Source organism: Streptacidiphilus neutrinimicus (assembly GCF_000787815.1).
GTDB classification, from domain to species: domain Bacteria; phylum Actinomycetota; class Actinomycetes; order Streptomycetales; family Streptomycetaceae; genus Streptacidiphilus; species Streptacidiphilus neutrinimicus.
Genome location: NZ_BBPO01000039.1, coordinates 32,838 through 49,296 on the forward strand (window position 1 = coordinate 32,838; position 16,459 = coordinate 49,296).

Genomic DNA, 16,459 nt, shown 5'->3' on the forward strand with positions numbered 1-16,459 from the left:
TGGACCTGGCCCGCCGTGACCCGCTCAGTGGCCTGCCCGCCCGGGCCGCCTTCATGGCAGCCGCCGAGCAGCTCCTCACCAGTTCGGCCAACGCCACGGTGCTGCTGCTGGACCTGGTCGATTTCAAGAACGTCAACGACACCCACGGCCACGCCGCCGGCGACGCCGTCCTGGCCGCCGTCGGAGCCCGGCTTGCCGACTGGACCGGAACTGCAGGCCTGGCCGGCCGCCTCGGCGGGGACGAGTACGCCGCCCTGGTCGACCTCTCCCCCACCGATGTGCCCGAGCAACTTCTGGAGCTTCGAGCCGCCTTGGAGCTTCCCGTCGACCACGACGGCCTGACCTTGACCGTCGGCGTCTCCCTCGGCGCCGCCACCCTCATCGAGCACCCCGGCAAGGGCCTGTCCGCGCTGCTGCACGCCGCCGACCTGGCGATGTACGCCGACAAGGGGCGCGGCCGCCGCGGACGCCGCCAGACCCACCAGCAACTGGTGGCGGCGTGATGAGCGTCATCACCGTGTCGCGCCTGTACATCGACACCACCGCCACCAGCCACGACGACGTCGACCAGATCGCCGTCGAACGCGTCGTCAACGCCGACCCCGGTCCCCAGCCACGGCTGACCCTGGACGAGTAGCGCTGCGCCGCGCAACTGCTCCGCCAGCACAGCTTCACTGTCACGACCATCGCCGACCGGCTACGCCTGAAGGCCAGTGCAGTCCGCGAGCTCTTGAGCCTGGCATCGCAACCTGCCGCAGCGCGCGAGCCGGCGCCGTGCGGCACCCGCCGCGGCTACCAGTACCACCGCCGCAGGAAGGAGCCCGCCTGCGCCCCGTGCCGCACGGCGAACACTCAGGCCGACCGGCGCCTGCGCTCCACCGGCACCACTCTCACCGCCAAGAGGCAGGCGTAGCAATGCCGATCAGACCCGAGAACCGTGACAGGTATCCGCCTGACTGGCCCGCCATCCTCACACTCCGAAAGGGGAGAACACGCATGGCCCGCATCAGCATCAAGACCGTCGCGATCCACCACGGCGACCCGACCAGCATCTGCGAGCACCCCACCGCACCGACCGGCAAACCCCGCGACCCGAGCACCTGCCCCGGCCGCGGCGGTTACCGCGTCCACTGCAGCGGATGCGGCGGACTGACCGGCGACACCTACGGCCTGCGCGCCAACGCCGATGGCGCCCGCAACGACCACCGCAACGGGCACACGATCACCAGCACCGCCGCATGAGCCGCCGGGGCGGCCGTTCGACACACGCTTCGGCCGCCCGCGATCCACCAGACTCCACGACTCCCGAAGGAAGGCCCCGCGTGATCAGGACCCAGATCTGCACCACGATCCGCTGCAACGTCTGCGGCACCGAGTTGACCGACGAATCCGAGGGCTACACCCCGCACGCCACATCCGCCGCCGAGATCGCCGACACCGCCCGCCTGCTGGGCTGGACTGTCACCGACGACGGCCTCACCGCCATCTGCGACACCAGTGACGACACCCACCAGGCCGCCCGCAACACCGGCTCCACGCCCGAGCCCAGGCCCGCCCAGCTGACCGGCCAGGACCCCCTACCGCTCCCCGAACCCGACGCGCCCGCGCTCCCCCAGCCGCCCGTGACGACGCTCTGCGGCAGCACAAGGTTCTGGGCCGAGTTCGCGGAGATCACCTTGCGCGAGACCGTGGCCGGCCGCATCGTCCTCACCCCCGGCTGCAACCTGAAGACCAGCCATCCGCTCTGGGACGACCCCGCCGCTGCGCAGGCCCTCAAGGAGCGCCTGGACGTGCTGCACCTGGCCAAGATCCGCGCGGCTGCTCTCGTGGTCATCGTCAGCGACCAGAGCGGATATATCGGTCAGTCCACGCACCGGGAGGTCGCCTACGCCCTCTCCCTCGGCCTGCCCATCCGACACGACCGCGTCGACCTGACCACCGGCACCGTCACCAGCTCCACCATCCACCCCGCCCGCTGACTTCGTGTGCCAGGCCAGCGGCGACAGGGTCAGCCTCCTCGTGCGGATCGCCGCAGTCGAACCCGACCGCCCTGCACATGCTCGACCGCTGACCGCCTTCCTGGTGCACCAGCTCGTCCATCTACGCTCGAACAGCCAAGGGCCCGCTCCGCCATCGTGGCGGAGCGGGCCCTTTCGTGTTTCTACTGGCTACGGGCTGGTTTGATCATCGACGCGAAGCTCTCCAGAGACGAACTCCATCATGCGGATCAGCTTGAACGGGGTTCTAGACGTCTTCGTCGACTGGGGGCTCGTCGTCCACAAAGTCGTAGGGGTCGTCCTCCAAGAGGATGTCCTCGTTGAGGTCGGCCAAGTGAAAGAGAAGCTTGCTGTCCACCTCGAGGTCGCATGCAGCGCAGTGAAATCCATATGGGACGAGGTACGCCGCCTCTGGGCCACCGCCACCACCATTGAGGCGGATGCTCACCTCACCTGCGACCCACCCCTGAGAGCCGCAGGCTGGGCACTGCTTCGGTGCTTCGCGGACCATGGTGATCATGGGCTGGCTGGTGAGGGCGGCCAGAACCACATCGCGCTCCTTGGAGGCCATGTGCTCGAACCGCTGCGCGAACACTGCCCGTGCCCTGGTCAGCAGCGCTTCCGCCCTGACGCGCTCTTGCCGCACCTGCTCATCGACAAGCTTGTCGTGCAGGACGAGATACGGGCCCCAGTAGGTGCTCGGATCGATGTCCAGTTCCTCAAGCACAGGATCGATCAGCCGCAGGCAAACCGTGAACACGGCTTCGGCCTTTGTCGCGTCGTGAATCGCGCTGTGGGCAACGCCATTGCGCGCATCCGCCAGGGGTTCCAGAGCCGTCTTGTTGATCTTGATGTTGGGAAGAAGCTTGAGGACCCGCTCGTGGGCTTCGGCCAGGCCGATGGTCCTGACCTTGGTCGGTAGAACGCCTGCGCGGCTGCCCAAGCCGGTTGCGTGGAGCAACGAATCGAAGTGCCTGCCGTCAACGATCAGCGCTGGATGAATCCCCGCAAGGTATGCCTTGAGCAAGTGTTCCGTGGCGATCCCAGCGTGGTGGACAGCGAAGTCATGGCTCTCAGAGCCCGCGCCAAAGGCCGCCAGCGCGGCATCCATCCATCTCTGTGACGACCTCTTCAACTGCTCAGCATCCATGGCCCAGACCATAGGCCCGCTCGACACTCAAGCGCTCGGAGTTTCGCGATCAGCACCACGCAGGCGGTAGGTCAGTCATCAGTGCCGAGCACGCGCCGCGCCCACTCCTGAAAGTCCTCATCCAGTGGCTGCTTCGCCCGCGCGCAGCGCGGTCGAAGTGCTCGTCGCAGTCAGCGAGCGCCGCCGTCCCTCCGGCGACCGCGTGGTGCGCCCAATCTGTGGAGCTCATTTCCCTAGGCTTCGGGGCTGCCGCCTGGGCCAGCGGACTCTACGCGTTCATCGACCGCCGCTGGCCGATCACCTCGTCGATGGACCACACCGGTCAGGCCGGCTTCCGCGCCAACGGCGGTGCCCCGCACGTCGACCAGGTCCCACACCTCACCCTTGGCATCCTGCCCGCCGCTCTGGCCATGGCCGCACTCACCTGACGGCTGAGACCGCAGCACGCACAGGCCCCGCACGCCTCCTCCGCGAGGTGTGCGGGGCCCGTTTGCGGTCCTGCGCTCACCACTTCTACCCGACTGCGCGAAGCAAATGATCGTCGGCATGGGGTTCAAGCGCGCGTGCGAAACACCAGGGCCCGCTTCCCCAGCGATGGGGGAGCGGGCCCTTTTTGCGTGTTCCGTCGGTGGAAGTTCTGTCGCAGCTCAGAGTTTCCGCTGTCGGCAGATCCAGTCCGACGATCAGGGCGTCCAGGCGCAGTTGCTGTTCAGTGGTCAGAGCGAGCGTGCCGTCTCGGGACAGTGCATCCAGAGCCGCGGCCGCGAACCCCCCCCGGAAACTCGCCCCAACGTCACAGCCATGGCCTCTCGGAGGGCGTCCGGTCGGTTTTCCTCATTCGCGTACTCCAGTGCGATGCCGTAGCTGTCCACGGCTCGGTCCACCAGGCCCATGAAAGCTCGCGTGCGCTGCGGGCTGCTGCTGTCGTAGCGCAGTGCGACGCCCACGGCCACGTCGTCGGCCGCTGAAATGGTGTTGGTCTCCACGTGGAGGAAACGAGCTGTGAGCGGTGACGTCACCTCTGTCGAGCCGCCTGCCGCGGCAAGCCGGCCAGGCCCCGTGCTGACGCTTAGGGAGCCCAGGCGCTTGCGCCCTCGGTGGCTGGGGGCTCGTTACCTACTGACTCCACTGCCCGGGCCGTTCTGTGCTGTGCCCGGCCCTCGGACTGAGTCGTGGGTGATTACGCCGTAATCACCTGGGGGCGCCAGCAGGGGCGTCAGGGCGACCGCAGCATGCGTCCGCTCCGTCGCGAGGCACCGAAACCGACGCCGCTGGACCTGTGTCAGAGCATGGCCCGGGCCTCGCGGGTGATTACGGCGTAATCACCCCCGACGCTGAGGAGGCTCGGAGCTTGGCAGGCGGGCTCGAGGAAATGCGGAGACTGCGGCCTGTGGACCGCGCTTGACCCCGGAGTACGGCACTGAGGACTCCCACGGAGTCCGCGTTGAGTGGTCGTCAGCCCACCGCGTGTCGTCCGGGTGATTACGCCGTAATCACCCAGACGACACGCCCACCCCATGCATATCTGGAAGCGCTCGCGGCAGTATGCTGCCGCCATGGCATCCCCGTACCCCGCTGGCGACCGGGAAAAGCTGACGACTAAGCTCCCGGCTTCGCTCCGTCATGCCCTCAAGGTCCGAGCCGCGCAGCTCACCGTCGACCTCCAAGACGCGGTCACCGAAGGCATCATCGCCTGGCGAGCCCAGTCCGAAGTCCTCCCCGCTGTGGACACCAGCGGCGCGGAGAGCTTCGGAACCTGGCTCCCCGAAGGCCTCTACGACGACTTCAAGGCCGACTGCGTCGACCGCGGTGTCTCCTACATCCAAGGCCTCGCCCAAGCCGTCCAACTCTGGCTCACCCAGCATCCGGACAACGGCACGGAAGAGGACGAAACCCGACGGCTCATCAGCGGCAACCAGAAGGGCGGTGTCGGCAAAACCGCCGTCGCAGCGGGAGTTGGCGAAGCGTTCGCCGAAGCCTTCGAGGACAGGGCCGGCAAAAAGGTGCTGCTGATCGACTTCGACCCTCAAGGCCACCTCAGCGACCAGCTCGGCATCCCCATGTTCGACATCGGCCAGCAGAGCCTGGTGACCCACATGCTCACCCCGGAGAGGGCGACGACGCCGCTCCACGAGCTCGTCCAGGTCGTCCCCGGGGAGCGCTTCGGCGGTCGCCTTCATCTCCTCCCCGCCTCCATGGACGCCTTCCTCCTGGACGGCGGATTGGCGGTCTACCGCGGGCCGCGTGTGGCCGCACTCGAGGTCGCACTGCGGGATCTCGAGCAGCATTACGACGTCATCGTCATCGACTGCCCGCCGAGCCTTGGTCTCGCCATGGACTGTGCTCTCTACTACGCGCGGACCCGCGAATCCGAGAAGGATGGCAACTCCGGCATCCTCATCCCGGTCGAGGCCGAGGACAGCTCGGCAAAGGCCTACGGCATGCTGCAGCAGCAGATCACCCAACTCAGTCAGGACTGGAAGATGACGCTGCACCAGTTCGGTCTCGTCATCAACAAGTACGACTCCCGCAAGGGCCTCGTGGCGACGACGTCGAAGGAGAAGTGGGAGTCCCTCGGAACCCCGCCCGTCCTCACCGTGATCAAGGACCTGCGGTTCCAGCGCGAGGCGGTGCGCTTCAAGACGCCGCTGCTCGCCTACGACCCAGAGTGCGAGCAGTCCCACAACATGCGTGAGATCGTCAGGAAGATCGGATGAGCAAGAAGTCAGAGATGTTCGGCGGCTCTGCCGCCTTCGATGCCTTCGTGACCCCTCCCCCGGTCAGCGACCGCGGTCGCGCCATCGCTGAAATGACTGGAGCTCCGGCACCCGTTCTCGCCCCCAGCACTCCCCGGGCCCAGATCAAGCACATCGCCCACAACCCCTACAACCCGCGCCTGTCGCTCAAGGCCATCCAGAACATGGCCGACAGCATGGAGCAGGTCGAACAGGGGATCATCAGTCCCATCGCCGTGGTCACCCGAGCCGCGTTCCTCGCGGTGCACCCGGAGGTGGAGAGCGAGATCGGCAACGCCCTCTACATCGCGATCGACGGCAACCGGCGCCTGGCGGGCGCACGCATGGCCGGCCTGGACACTCTGCCGATCCACGTGGACGACGAACTCGCCCGCGACGCTGACGAGCTGCTGAAGGCCGCACTCATCGCTGACGCGCAGCACGAGGACCTGGACCACCTCGACCAAGCACGTGCCCTCGCCCGGCTGGTCGAGGTTCACGGGTCCCAGCGCAACGTCGCGAGGGCTCTCGGCAAGTCCCAGGGATGGGTCTCGCAGCGCCTGTCACTGCTCAACCTGTCTCCGGCCTTGCAGCAGCGCCTCGCTGACGGAGAGCTCACCGTCGAGGTCGCGCGGAAGATCGCGAAGTTTCCCGCCGAAGAGCAAGAAGCTGCCTTGGCCACAGAACTCGCACCGCAGCCGGTTGAGCCGGTAGCGGCGTCCATCGTTGCCCCACGGCAAGAGGCCCAGTCCAGGACCGGCGACGAGGACGGTCCGGTCGCGGGTGAGTCGCCCGTCCAGCACACCACCAGCGGCACGCCGGATCCCGCGAGGCCTGCCGCCGAGGTGAAGCCAGCTACAGTCGCCACTCCCACCGATGCCCAGGGCAACCCGTCGGCCCCCACCGGCCAGGCTGCGGCGAGCGCCGGTGCAGCGGCCGGAGGAAGCGCCACCGGTCGGGCCCGGTCGGAGGAGACCGGGAGTGATTACGGCGTAATCACCGGAGGGGACTCCGCAGCCTGGCTCACGTGGCTCGCCACCACGCCGGTCCATGAGGTCGCCACGAAAATGATCGAGACGCTCGACCGCGACCGCCTGTACGACCTGGTGCACAGCCTCGCTGATCACCTCCGGGCTACCGGGGAGTGATTACGCCGTAATCACCCCTCGCCGGAGCGAGATGCAACTCCGGCCAGCACCTCGTCCTGAGCCGCCCCGCCACCGGGGCGGCCCAGACGTTTCTGGGGGCAACCGAGAGCACGGGGTCGGCGAGCTCGTGCAAGTGAGCAGGACGGCGCGAAGCGCATGCTTCGTGCGAGGTCGTGCAGCCGCTCGCGGGCGGGATCGATGCCGGGTTGGCAGAGACCTTCCCCGCGACGCGCCTGGATGCCCTCCAGCGGAGCGTGCGCGGTCGAGCAACGCGCACTTGCCTGTTGCGCACCGCGCAGTCAATGCGCAATCCCGAGGGTGGCGCAACCGACCCGAGCGCGCGCAGCGCGTCACCGGAAGCCCAAGAAGCCCGGTGCGCAGTCCAAGGGGACGCCGTCACGGCGCTGCCCGTGGACTGCGCACCGACCGAGCCTCCAGCGGGGGACTGGCTACCCGGTGATCGAAGCCGCCGCCTCTAGAGCTGCAGCGGCTCCCTCCGTGCCTGCGGCCGCCTTAGCGCTCGCCTTCGCCAAGGCTCGGATGCGCTGGGATGCCTGCGACAGGCATGCCGAGAGCGAGGAAACCTGCGCCTCCGTCGGCGTCCCCGCCCCGGGACCGTCGACCTCGGCCAGCACGGCCTCAATCTCGCCAAGCCAGAAGTCGATCTCCCCCTCGCCGTCGTCGGTGAGTAGGTCGTGCGCGTGCGCTCCCATCGAGCGCGCCGCCGCCAGGACTGATCCCGCTCGCGCCAGGGCGACCTGTGCGCGCACTCGCGCCTCCGCCTCCTCTGCCGCACGCGCAGCGAGCGCCGCGCTGACAGCCTCCGGGGTCCTGCGCACAGGAACACCGTCAGCCCCAACGGCCTCGTCCGCGCGCATCCGGCGAACCTTGTTGTGCGCACCCGGCACAGACTCGACACCGAGCGGTCTCACCAGCCGCACCCACTCCACATCCGCCGCGCGCGCATCGTCCACCGCCCGAAGCTGGTGCGTGTCGATCTGCTCGCGCAGCCACTGCCATAGCAGCACGCGCTGGACCGCAGCCTCGCCGCGCAGCCTGGCATCGCCGATCCGCCGCGAGGCGCGCTCGGCGAATACGAGCAGGGCGTACAGCTCCTCCGCGGCCGGCAGGGAGGACGTCTCGCTCAGCTGTTGCTCCAGCAGATCTCGCAGCTGCGTGGACACCTGGGGCGCCGCGACGTGGCCGAGCCGCGGCCGCGGCCGGGTCAGTGGAGCGGCCGGGTCGGGGGAACGGGGGCGGCGCTTCGGCATGCCTTCATGATCGGGCATCGCAGGCTTTCCATAATGGAAATTCCAGGGGCCGGATACGATCACCCCCCGCACTCGCCAGTGCCACGAGCCGGATTCCCGGCAACCCAGGCATAGACACGACGGGCGCGTGTGAAGCTAGGGACTCAGGTCAACAGGACAGGACGAGGGGAACGGGATGAACCGGCGCCAGTTGAGCAGCGGCCAGAAGGCACTGGTGCTGATCGTGGTGATCGGAACGATCGTCATCTCCCTCATCGGCTTCGTTGGCTCCTACGATGCCGTCCTCAAGCTGGCCCAGCGCAACGGCTTCGGCTGGTTCTCCTACCTCCTGCCCGTCGGCATCGATGTCGGCATCACCGTCTTCCTCGCCCTCGACCTGCTGCTCACCTGGATGCGGATCCCGCTCCCGCTGCTGCGCCAGCTCGCTTGGGTGCTGACCGGCGCCACCATCGTCTTCAACGCCGCCTCCGCCTGGCCCAACCCGCTCGCAAGCGGCATGCACGCGGTCGTCCCCCTGCTCTTCGTCGCCGCGATCGAAGCCGCCCGGCATACGGTCGGCCGTCTCGCGCAGATCGAAGCCAACACCCTCTTCGAGCGCACCCGCCTTGGCCGCTGGGTCTTCGCCCCCGTCGCCACGATGCGTCTCTTCCGTCGCCGGATGCTGTGGGAACTGCGCTCGTACGAGGAGGCTCTCGAGCACGAGCGTCGACGTCTGGTCTACCGTGCGCGCCTCCGCGCGACCTACGGACGGCTGTGGCGCCACAGGGCACCAGTGGACGTGGTCCTCCTGCTGAAGCTGGCGAACCTCGGCGAGCCTCTCCCAGAGTTCAAGATCGACGTAGCCCCGGCGCTTGTTGGAGCCGCCGTGGCCGCTGCACCGGTCGCCGACAACACGGTGAAGGCGCTGCTGCCTCAGCCACGCGAGGAACGGCCCACATCCGCAGCGGAACCTGCCGTCGCGATCGCAACGAATCGGGCCACCCCAGCCGCCGAGTCTTCCCCGCAGCCGGTTGGAGCTGACGAGCCCGCTGAGCCGGTCGGCTGTACCGACATGGCACCCGACGCCGGACCGGAGCACAGCAGCACTGAGGCTGTCCCCGCAGCACCGGAGGTCCCTGAGAGGGAAGGTCCCGGCGAGCCTCCGCAGGCGCCGGAACCGAGGCTCCATCAACCTGTCGTCCTCGCCGCCGAAGAGCGTCAGGCGGCAGCGACCCCGAAGCACGTTCCCCTGTCGACGCCCACCCCTCCGGCCCAGGGCAGTGCCGTTGACCGCTTCCGCATGGGCTTCCTCGACTACACCCAGCGCCATGGGACGTTCCCTGACGGGGACCAGCTCTCCAAATGGCTCTTCGACGAGCACGGCGTGGCAGGGCGCTCTGGTGATCCCCTCAGCGCCGGACACCTGCGCCGCTACCTCCCCGGCTTCAAGGAGAGCTGGGAAGCCAACCAGCAAGCTGCAGCCGTGACCGCCCGGGAGTAGCAATCCGCGGGGGGCCAGCCCTGGCCCCCGCCGTGGCAAGCGTGAAGCCCTCGGTCGTCGGACCGAGGGCTTCACGCTTGCTGCGGGGAGGGCGTCAGGCACTGCCCTTCAGGAGCTGTGCGTAGACCCGCTCGATGAGCTCCTGGGTGGCGTGTTCCATTTCGACGTCCAGGGCCCGCAGTTCCCCCTGGAGACGGGAGATGACCCGCTGGACCTCGGCGCGGCTGCCGCAGACGGCCTCCAGGGTGATCCAGTCCCGGTACAGCATCTCGGCGGCGGGTTCGACGTCGACGCCTTTGGCGATCGCCGCTCGGGCCTGGGTGTAGTGGCCGGTCGCGGTGCGGTAGCGGGCGATTGTGTGCGCGACGTCGACGATGCGGGAGACCATCTCCTGCTGGTCGGGCATGCTCCACGCCGCGGTGCTGCCGGCGAAGGGGCGGGCCCGCACCAAGGCGAGGGCGGCTTCGAGGTCGTCGACTCCGGCGGGGCCGGCGAGGAGCCCGCGTTCGGCGAGCTTGCGGAACTTGTGCCAGTCGCACCGCACACCGGTCAAGGCGGGCAGGGCCCCGTCGCGGCTGTTGCGCGCAAGGCGTGGGTTTCCGTCGGGGGTGTTCTCCAGCAGACTGCGCAGATCGTGGAGTCGTTGCTTGACGCTCCGCTCGCCCCACGGGGTGATCGGGTTCATCGCATACGCGAGGTCGGTGCGGGTGTGGCTGGGGCGCAGGAGGATGTAGGCCGCGACTTCCGCGAGGCGCTTCCCGCGGCCGCTGCTGCCCAGTCCCGTGACGTCGACGGGGCCCAGGACCCGGATCTCGGGTGCGTGCAGGTCGGCGCATTCACTGCTCATCGCGGGCTGCGCCGGCATGTTTGCCGCCTCGTCGGAGTCCTGGGCCACTTCATCTCCTTGTGAGGCATGGGAGGTCGGATCCGGCAGGGCCAGGGCGACGGGCTTGGCGGGCAGCACGGGGACGGACACCGCGAGCCGGCCGGTGTCGCGAACGGGCCTGGCGAAGGCAAGGAAGGAGGAGACCGGCCGGGCGGGATCGCCGCCGGCCTCTGTCTCGCTCCCGTCCGCTTCCTCCGTCTCGTCCGAGCTCGCAAGCGTGTCCGGTGCCGGTTCGGCCAGGTCCCAGGTGTCCTCGGCGACGTGGGTCCATGCCCCGGTGGGCGGGTTGGCGGGCTGCTCGGTGGTGCGCAGGTCCTGGGTGAGGATGTCGTACTCGGCCTGGGTGACACGTTGCAGTTCGACCGGGGCGCGTCCGTGGGGAACCAGTTGGGGGTCACCCGTGGAACAGTCCAGGCGCAGCGCGTCGGGGAACAGGGGATCGAGTCCGTGGGCGGGCAGGGCAAGGGCCACCGGCGCGCTGGGGGAGCGGGAGATGAGGCCTGCCAGTTCCCAGGCCGTCTCCTGGTCGACGTCGTCGCTGGCCACCAGCATCCACGGCATGGACGCGTCGGGGTCCTGGTGCACGGTCAGGAGCAGGTCGGCCAGGTCGGTGACGGCGTGCCCGATCTGGTCCAAGCGGCGGACCCGGCCGGTCGCCATCATCGCGGGCAGGCCTGCGTCGACCACCCCGGCGGTGAGCACCTGGAGTTCTTGACCCCACGGGGAGGTGGCGGCCTCGAGCGCGAGACCGCGGGCGACCTCGCGGACCTGCTCGGGGCTGCCGTCCAGAAGCAAGGTCTGGACGGTTGCGAGATTGACCAGCAGCAGCGTGCCGTCCGGCTCGGCACCGAGGGTAGCCAGCATCGGGTACGGCGCCGGGATCTCCGCGGCAGCGGCCCCGTCGAGCAGGTCCGCGCCCGGGTCCAGGTTCCACCAGCCGTCCTCACCCTGCACGAACGGGGCGCTCAGCGGGCCGTCCGCTTGGAGGTGGATGCCGGACCTGCTGATCCGTGCCGCCTCCAGGACGGGAAGGCGCTCGCCCTCGGGCAGTTGCGTGGCCATGGTGCGCAGGGCGAGGTCGAGCAGTTCCGCGGTGGGGGTGTCGGCCTGGTTGGCGAGGATCTGCTCCAGGGAGCTGGCCTCGGCAGGAACGGCGATGGTCTCACCAGGGCGGCGGGAGCGCTGCTGCAGGGAGCGCTTGATGCCGTATCCGCCGGTCAAGCCGGCCGCGAGCAGAGCGGCGATCGCCGCACCGAGCTGCAACTCGCTTCCTGAGTCGGCACTGTCGGACGCCGCCGGGGCGACCGCGACCGCAGAGGGAGCCGCAGGTGAGCCGGCCGCTGGGGGCGCGCTGCTGGCCGTCGCGGTCGGTGTGTCGGATGCTGCCGGCGTGGCCGGGGTGGAGGGTGCCTGCGTGGGGGACACGCCCGGGGGAGCTCCGGCGGGGCTTGGTGCCGGTCCAGGTGCCGTGGTCGGTGCTGCTGTCGTCGACGTCGGAGCGGACGAGGGTGCCGTCGGCGCCGGGCTGGGGGACCGGCTGCCGTGGCTGCCGTCGACGTGCGGTGCCGGAGCCGGGCTCGGGGTCTCGGGGGCGGGGGTGGAGGCCGGGGTCGGCTGGGGGATGTCGAGCCGCCAACCGGGCAGGATCAGGTCCGGGTCGGTCAGCTGCCGGCCGTCGCTCTGTTCGATGTCGCGGCTGGCCTGGTAGATGGCCGGGTAGTCGTCCGCGTTGCCGAGATCCTGCTCGGCGATGCCCGACAGTGTCTCGCCGGGTTGCACGATGTGCACCTTCTCGTGCGAGACACCCGCGTGTTCGGTGTCCTCTTGCTGCTGTGCCGCGTGCCCGCCACCGTGGTGCATTGCGGCGGCTTCTGAGACACGGTGTGTGCTCGGTGCGGGCTCCTGCGGCTTGGCGTCGGCGGGCAGCCGCAGCGTCCACCCGGGCATCAGGTGGAGGGTAGAGGCAGTCACGCTCTGGCCGTCGCTCTGGACGATGCCCTCGTTGAGGGCGGCGATGTCCTTCCAACGGGTGCCGTCGCCCAGATAGTGCTCGGCCAGGCCCCACATGGTCTCGTCGCCGGAGGTGACGTGGTGGACCGGGCCCTGCCATCCGGTCGCTGTCTCGGCGGCCACTGCCGCCGCTGCCTGCTGGGGGCTGGGCGTGGCGTGGTGGGGCAGGTGGAGGGTCGCGGCCGAAGCGGGTGCTGCTTCGGCTAGCGCGGTCCCGGTGGTGGGCAGCAGCAGGACGACCGCGGCGACCAGCGTCGCGGCCAGGTGCTGCCCAGCCCCAAGGACCGGGAGCCGCGGTGCCGCGCGGTGGCGCAGCACGGCGACGAGTTCGAGCAGGACCTGGACGGTGAACAGCGTCCAGGCGAACCAGCCGAGAACGGTGATCGCGCCGAGGAACAGGCTGCCGTTGTCGGGGCCGGTCAGGGCATCGGTGGTCTGCTGCCATGACGGGACATGGTGCGGATTGGTGCCCCAGGCCAGCAGGGTGAGCGGGACGCCGACCTCCAGCACGGCCAGCGCGCCGAGCGCGCCGAGACCTTTCAGCAGGCGGGGGAGCGGACGCGAGCCCATTCAGCCTCCTTGGTAGAGGAGTTGTGCGCTGCCGTGTCCGGTGACGGTGCCGGGGCTGATCAGCGGGAAGAGCGGTGTGTAGGGGGCGGCGACGGTGACCTGGATCGTGTTGCCGTTCACGGTGACGGTGCCGCTCACGCCCGCGGAGCGCAGGTAGGCCTGGGCGGCAGTGACGGCTTGCTGGGGCTGGATCTGGAGGCCCTGTCCGCTCAGCGCGGCGCCGGTGTCGAGTGCCTGGGCACCGGACCGGGCGGCTTCCTGGGCGGTGCCGTCGGCCTTCGCGAGGGCCTGGAGCTTGAGGCCGCCGTCGACGACCAGGGACAGGACCGCGAAAGCGCCCACGATGACGATCGCGGTGAACATCGACAGGGAACCCCGGTCCCCGTCCCCACGACCCGGGCGGCGTCCGCGCAGGTAGAAGTCAGGCAACGTGCACCCCCAGGGCCTGGCTGGTGAGCGGCATCGGGCCGGCGGCGCGTTGCCGGTACTGGTCGATGGAGCACGTGAACGAGCCTCGGAGGGTCTTGCTCCCCGGGACCCCGGGGAACAGGCCAGCGAGCTCGACCTGGCAGGTCACGGTGACGGTGACCGCGGCCGGCTGCCCCAGGGGCGCGCTGAAGCCAGCGGTCGGCACGGTCACGTCGGTGGAGGCGCAGTGGACTCCCTGGGAGGTCAGGGACTGGTTCGCTATCTGGAGGGCGGCCTGCTGTGCGGCGCCGGGGGAGTTCTGCAGGGAGGCCGCGCGGGCTGCGTCGCGGGCGGCGTTGTCGACGGTGGAGCCGGCGAGGTAGACGCGTCCTGCCAGAGCCATCAACCCGAACATGACCAGCAGGACCGGTGCGAGGATCGCCATTTCCAGCGACAGCGCGCCACCGTCGCCAGGCGCCGGCCGTGGGGAGCGGGTCATTTGATCAGTTGCTCCTTTGCGGCGGTGGCGGTCTGGGACAGGTGGAAGGTCAGGCCGGGGATCCAGGTGGTGACGCTGCCCGTGACGGTGATCGTCACGTCGGCCGCGGTCTGCGATCCGTTCACGGCGGGGCCGGTGATGCTGCCGCCGGTGCGGTGCAGCAGGTCCCACGTCTGGGTCTCGCCTTCGCCGAGCGTCGCGCCGTGGACCCGTGCGGTCTCGACGCCCTGCTGCGCGGCGGTGACCGCCACGTTGCGGGCGTAGAAGTAGAAGCCCGCCTGGACGATCGTGAACAGCAGCATCATCACCGCCGGGGCCAGGATCGCCAGTTCCAGCGACAGGGCGCCCCGGTCCCCGGCATCACGGCCGGCAGCCAGACGGCTCAGCCGTGGCCGTCGGCAACTGCGCCCAGGTGGTCGCAAACTCATGTGTGCTGCTCTTCCTCCCCAACAGTCCTGCTCCCGGCCAGTGGTGGGCTCAACCGATCTGGTTGGCCTTCTGGGTGGCCTTGGTCGTGATGATGGCGACGACGATGCCGGCGATGATGACGATTCCGGCGATGAGCAGGGCGAGCTCGATGGACAAAGCACCGCGCTCGCGGTCCTCGTCCCGGTGCAGGTCGCGGACGCGTTCGGCACGGGCACGCAGCGCAGTCATCGCGAGGGTGATCAGCGGATCTGACATGTGATTCCTCCGTAAGGGCTGGTGGTGAGGGGCGGTCAGCTGTTCATGACGCGGACCATCGCCGGGGCGGCGATGTACAGGGTCATGAGGATCACGAGTGCGGCGACGGGGACGACCATCTTTTCCGAGGCCGTGTTGGCGTGGGCCTGCTGGTCGGTCAGCAGCACGCCGCGCAGTGAACGGGCCTGGGCCTGGAGGGTGGAGTAGACCGACGCGCCCTCCTCGCCGGCGATCGCGATGATGTCGGCCGGGTGGCCGAGTTCGGGGACGTCGATCTCCTCGGAGAGCTGCCGAAGCCCTTCCCAGGGGGCGATGCCGGCGAGTTCGGCGCGCAGCAGCGCGTCGCGGATCCGCTCGAACACCCAGCCGTCCCCGACCTGAGCGGCGCGCTTGAGAGCCTCGCTGGGACCCGCGTCGGCGGCACGCTCCAGGGAGACGAGGTCGAGGTAGGACGCGATGGCGATGCGGAATTCGGTGCGCGCCTCGGCCGCGCGCTGCCGCGCGTTGACGTCGACGAGGAACCAGCCCACCACGGCGAAGACCAGCGAGATGACCCCGGGAATGACGAACGGGAACTGCGCGCCGAGGGCGACGGCAACGGCCGTGCCCAGCGCCGGTGCCAGCAGCCCGTACAGGGCGACGCCGATCTTCTTGCCGAGCTGGAGCGCGGGGGACTCGCGCAGGATCGCGAGTTCCTTGCGAGGTAGCCGCACGAGGCTGTCGCTTATCCGCGACAGCGCCCAGCCTCCCAGGCGTTCGCGCCAGTCGGCGGGCTGCACGGTCTGCTGTGGCGCGAGGAGGTCGATGCGGTTCGCGTCCATGCGGGCGATCACGTCGCCCAGGTCGCCGCGGCCACGGGAGAGGCCGGCCACCAGCATCGTGACACCGCCGCCGACGGCGGCTCCAGTCAGGAGAACGGGGGCGACGGGGATCACTTGGGCGCCTCCTGAGTGCGCTCGGCGAGGGACTTGGTGCGGTCCGCGGAGGACAGGAAGCGGGGGGTGGGGCGCATGTTCGCCATGGAGCGCATCCACGCGACCATGCCGACGAAGCCGAGCGCGAAGGCGATCATCGCGAGGACTCCGAGGGGGCTGGAGTAGGGGGTGACGTAGGAGCCGGAGAACATCGACAGCCCGAACACGACCAGGCAGAACAGCACGACCCAGCGCATGTTGGCGCGGGGCTTGGCCCGGTCGGCCTCGACTTTGCGTCGCATCAGCACCTCCTCCTGCACGGAGGAGGCGAGCTCCTTGAACGCGCGCGAGAGGCCGTCGCCGCGGTCTTGGACGTGGAGCAGCATCATCGCGACGACCATGTCGGCGGTGACGTCGTCCAGGTCGTCGCCGAACGCCCGGTAGGCGGCCCGGGTCGGCCACCCGGCCGCGAGACGCCCGACCAGCAGCTTGACGTGCGGCTCGATCGAGGCGGGGACCTTAGGAGCGCTCGCCCTGATCGACTGCTCCAGCGACAGCCCCGTGGTGTGGATGTCGGCGAGCCTGCGCACCCACTCCTGCAGGCCCTCCAACCGGGCGATCCGATCTGCGTGCTCCCGCCCCGGGTTGAGCAGCCACACCGCGTTGCTGGCGACCAGACCGGACAGCAGCCCGGCCATCGGCCACCC

The 16,459-nt window shown here is 69.5% G+C and carries 18 protein-coding genes; 8 read left to right on the forward strand and 10 right to left on the reverse strand.

The features are described from left to right. The 4 genes from TR48_RS23455 to TR48_RS23465 all read left to right on the forward strand — a co-directional run. A partial coding sequence (locus TR48_RS23455; RefSeq protein WP_052442921.1) for a GGDEF domain-containing protein occupies window positions 1-503 on the forward strand: 503 nt, incomplete at its 5' end. Continuing rightward, window positions 503-637: a hypothetical protein gene (locus TR48_RS46395; RefSeq protein WP_268873594.1), complete on the forward strand. Its 135-nt coding sequence runs from the start codon at window positions 503-505 to the stop codon at window positions 635-637. The genes TR48_RS23455 and TR48_RS46395, both read left to right, overlap by 1 nt. Before the next feature lie 359 nt (window positions 638-996). Further along, the gene (locus TR48_RS23460) at window positions 997-1,242 is read left to right on the forward strand and encodes a hypothetical protein (RefSeq protein ID WP_042370563.1); all 246 of its coding nucleotides are present in this window, start codon (window positions 997-999) and stop codon (window positions 1,240-1,242) included. A gap of 317 nt (window positions 1,243-1,559) precedes the next feature. Next, the gene (locus TR48_RS23465; protein ID WP_042370639.1) at window positions 1,560-1,979 is read left to right on the forward strand and encodes a hypothetical protein; all 420 of its coding nucleotides are present in this window, start codon (window positions 1,560-1,562) and stop codon (window positions 1,977-1,979) included. A 265-nt stretch (window positions 1,980-2,244) separates the two neighbouring features. Here the strand turns inward: TR48_RS23465 and TR48_RS23470 are convergent, their stop codons facing one another. Continuing rightward, entirely contained in the window at window positions 2,245-3,147 is a 903-nt protein-coding gene (locus TR48_RS23470; protein ID WP_236652290.1) for a hypothetical protein, read from the reverse strand. Window positions 3,148-3,365: 218 nt separating this feature from the next. On the opposite strand from TR48_RS23470, the gene TR48_RS23475 reads away from it, so the two are divergent. After that, the gene (locus tag TR48_RS23475) at window positions 3,366-3,575 is read left to right on the forward strand and encodes a hypothetical protein (RefSeq protein ID WP_042370564.1); all 210 of its coding nucleotides are present in this window, start codon (window positions 3,366-3,368) and stop codon (window positions 3,573-3,575) included. A 288-nt stretch (window positions 3,576-3,863) separates the two neighbouring features. On the opposite strand, the gene TR48_RS23480 is transcribed toward TR48_RS23475, so the two are convergent. Next, window positions 3,864-4,133: a hypothetical protein gene (locus tag TR48_RS23480; RefSeq protein ID WP_042370565.1), complete on the reverse strand. Its 270-nt coding sequence runs from the start codon at window positions 4,131-4,133 to the stop codon at window positions 3,864-3,866. A 570-nt stretch (window positions 4,134-4,703) separates the two neighbouring features. Between TR48_RS23480 and TR48_RS23485 the strand changes: the two genes are divergently transcribed. Both TR48_RS23485 and TR48_RS39170 read left to right on the forward strand, forming a co-directional pair. Beyond that, a complete protein-coding gene (locus TR48_RS23485) occupies window positions 4,704-5,864 on the forward strand; it encodes a ParA family protein (RefSeq protein WP_042370567.1) in 1,161 nt (386 codons plus the stop codon). Continuing rightward, window positions 5,861-7,030: a ParB/RepB/Spo0J family partition protein gene (locus TR48_RS39170; protein ID WP_052442922.1), complete on the forward strand. Its 1,170-nt coding sequence runs from the start codon at window positions 5,861-5,863 to the stop codon at window positions 7,028-7,030. Before TR48_RS23485 ends, TR48_RS39170 begins: the two co-directional genes overlap by 4 nt. A gap of 449 nt (window positions 7,031-7,479) precedes the next feature. Here TR48_RS39170 and TR48_RS39175 read toward each other — a convergent pair whose 3' ends face one another. Beyond that, on the reverse strand, window positions 7,480-8,319 hold the full coding sequence (locus tag TR48_RS39175) for a hypothetical protein (RefSeq protein WP_052442923.1): 840 nt from the start codon (window positions 8,317-8,319) through the stop codon (window positions 7,480-7,482). Between the two features lie 157 nt (window positions 8,320-8,476). On the opposite strand from TR48_RS39175, the gene TR48_RS23500 reads away from it, so the two are divergent. Next, window positions 8,477-9,781: a DUF2637 domain-containing protein gene (locus TR48_RS23500; protein ID WP_042370568.1), complete on the forward strand. Its 1,305-nt coding sequence runs from the start codon at window positions 8,477-8,479 to the stop codon at window positions 9,779-9,781. Window positions 9,782-9,875: 94 nt separating this feature from the next. Here TR48_RS23500 and TR48_RS23505 read toward each other — a convergent pair whose 3' ends face one another. The 7 genes from TR48_RS23505 to TR48_RS23535 all read right to left on the reverse strand — a co-directional run. Further along, window positions 9,876-13,247 carry a LysM peptidoglycan-binding domain-containing protein gene (locus TR48_RS23505; protein WP_042370569.1) on the reverse strand — a complete coding sequence of 1,124 codons (3,372 nt, stop codon included), beginning with the start codon at window positions 13,245-13,247 and terminating at the stop codon, window positions 9,876-9,878. Then, window positions 13,248-13,610 (reverse strand): hypothetical protein, encoded by a 363-nt coding sequence (locus tag TR48_RS23510; protein WP_042370570.1) that lies wholly within the window; start codon window positions 13,608-13,610, stop codon window positions 13,248-13,250. A 58-nt stretch (window positions 13,611-13,668) separates the two neighbouring features. Beyond that, a complete protein-coding gene (locus tag TR48_RS23515) occupies window positions 13,669-14,154 on the reverse strand; it encodes a TadE family protein (RefSeq protein WP_042370572.1) in 486 nt (161 codons plus the stop codon). Next, window positions 14,151-14,582: a TadE family protein gene (locus TR48_RS23520; RefSeq protein WP_042370574.1), complete on the reverse strand. Its 432-nt coding sequence runs from the start codon at window positions 14,580-14,582 to the stop codon at window positions 14,151-14,153. Before TR48_RS23520 ends, TR48_RS23515 begins: the two co-directional genes overlap by 4 nt. A 49-nt stretch (window positions 14,583-14,631) precedes the next feature. Further along, window positions 14,632-14,838, reverse strand: a complete 207-nt coding sequence (locus tag TR48_RS23525) for a hypothetical protein (protein WP_042370576.1) — start codon at window positions 14,836-14,838, stop codon at window positions 14,632-14,634. Between the two features lie 35 nt (window positions 14,839-14,873). Continuing rightward, window positions 14,874-15,773, reverse strand: coding sequence for a type II secretion system F family protein (locus tag TR48_RS23530; RefSeq protein WP_052442925.1), 900 nt, complete (start codon window positions 15,771-15,773; stop codon window positions 14,874-14,876). Beyond that, window positions 15,770-16,459, reverse strand: a 690-nt coding sequence (locus tag TR48_RS23535; RefSeq protein WP_236652291.1) for a type II secretion system F family protein, incomplete at its 5' end; no start/stop codon positions are given. The genes TR48_RS23535 and TR48_RS23530, both read right to left, overlap by 4 nt.

Coding starts and splice junctions, on each gene's coding strand:
- TR48_RS46395 (WP_268873594.1), top strand. CDS start 503: ATGAGCGTCATCACCGTGTCGCGCCTGTACATCGACACCACCGCCACC.
- TR48_RS23460 (WP_042370563.1), top strand. CDS start 997: ATGGCCCGCATCAGCATCAAGACCGTCGCGATCCACCACGGCGACCCG.
- TR48_RS23470 (WP_236652290.1), bottom strand. CDS start 3,147: ATGGATGCTGAGCAGTTGAAGAGGTCGTCACAGAGATGGATGGATGCC.
- TR48_RS23485 (WP_042370567.1), top strand. CDS start 4,704: ATGGCATCCCCGTACCCCGCTGGCGACCGGGAAAAGCTGACGACTAAG.
- TR48_RS39170 (WP_052442922.1), top strand. CDS start 5,861: ATGAGCAAGAAGTCAGAGATGTTCGGCGGCTCTGCCGCCTTCGATGCC.
- TR48_RS39175 (WP_052442923.1), bottom strand. CDS start 8,319: ATGCCCGATCATGAAGGCATGCCGAAGCGCCGCCCCCGTTCCCCCGAC.
- TR48_RS23500 (WP_042370568.1), top strand. CDS start 8,477: ATGAACCGGCGCCAGTTGAGCAGCGGCCAGAAGGCACTGGTGCTGATC.
- TR48_RS23505 (WP_042370569.1), bottom strand. CDS start 13,247: ATGGGCTCGCGTCCGCTCCCCCGCCTGCTGAAAGGTCTCGGCGCGCTC.
- TR48_RS23510 (WP_042370570.1), bottom strand. CDS start 13,610: ATGTTCACCGCGATCGTCATCGTGGGCGCTTTCGCGGTCCTGTCCCTG.
- TR48_RS23515 (WP_042370572.1), bottom strand. CDS start 14,154: ATGACCCGCTCCCCACGGCCGGCGCCTGGCGACGGTGGCGCGCTGTCG.
- TR48_RS23520 (WP_042370574.1), bottom strand. CDS start 14,582: ATGAGTTTGCGACCACCTGGGCGCAGTTGCCGACGGCCACGGCTGAGC.
- TR48_RS23525 (WP_042370576.1), bottom strand. CDS start 14,838: ATGTCAGATCCGCTGATCACCCTCGCGATGACTGCGCTGCGTGCCCGT.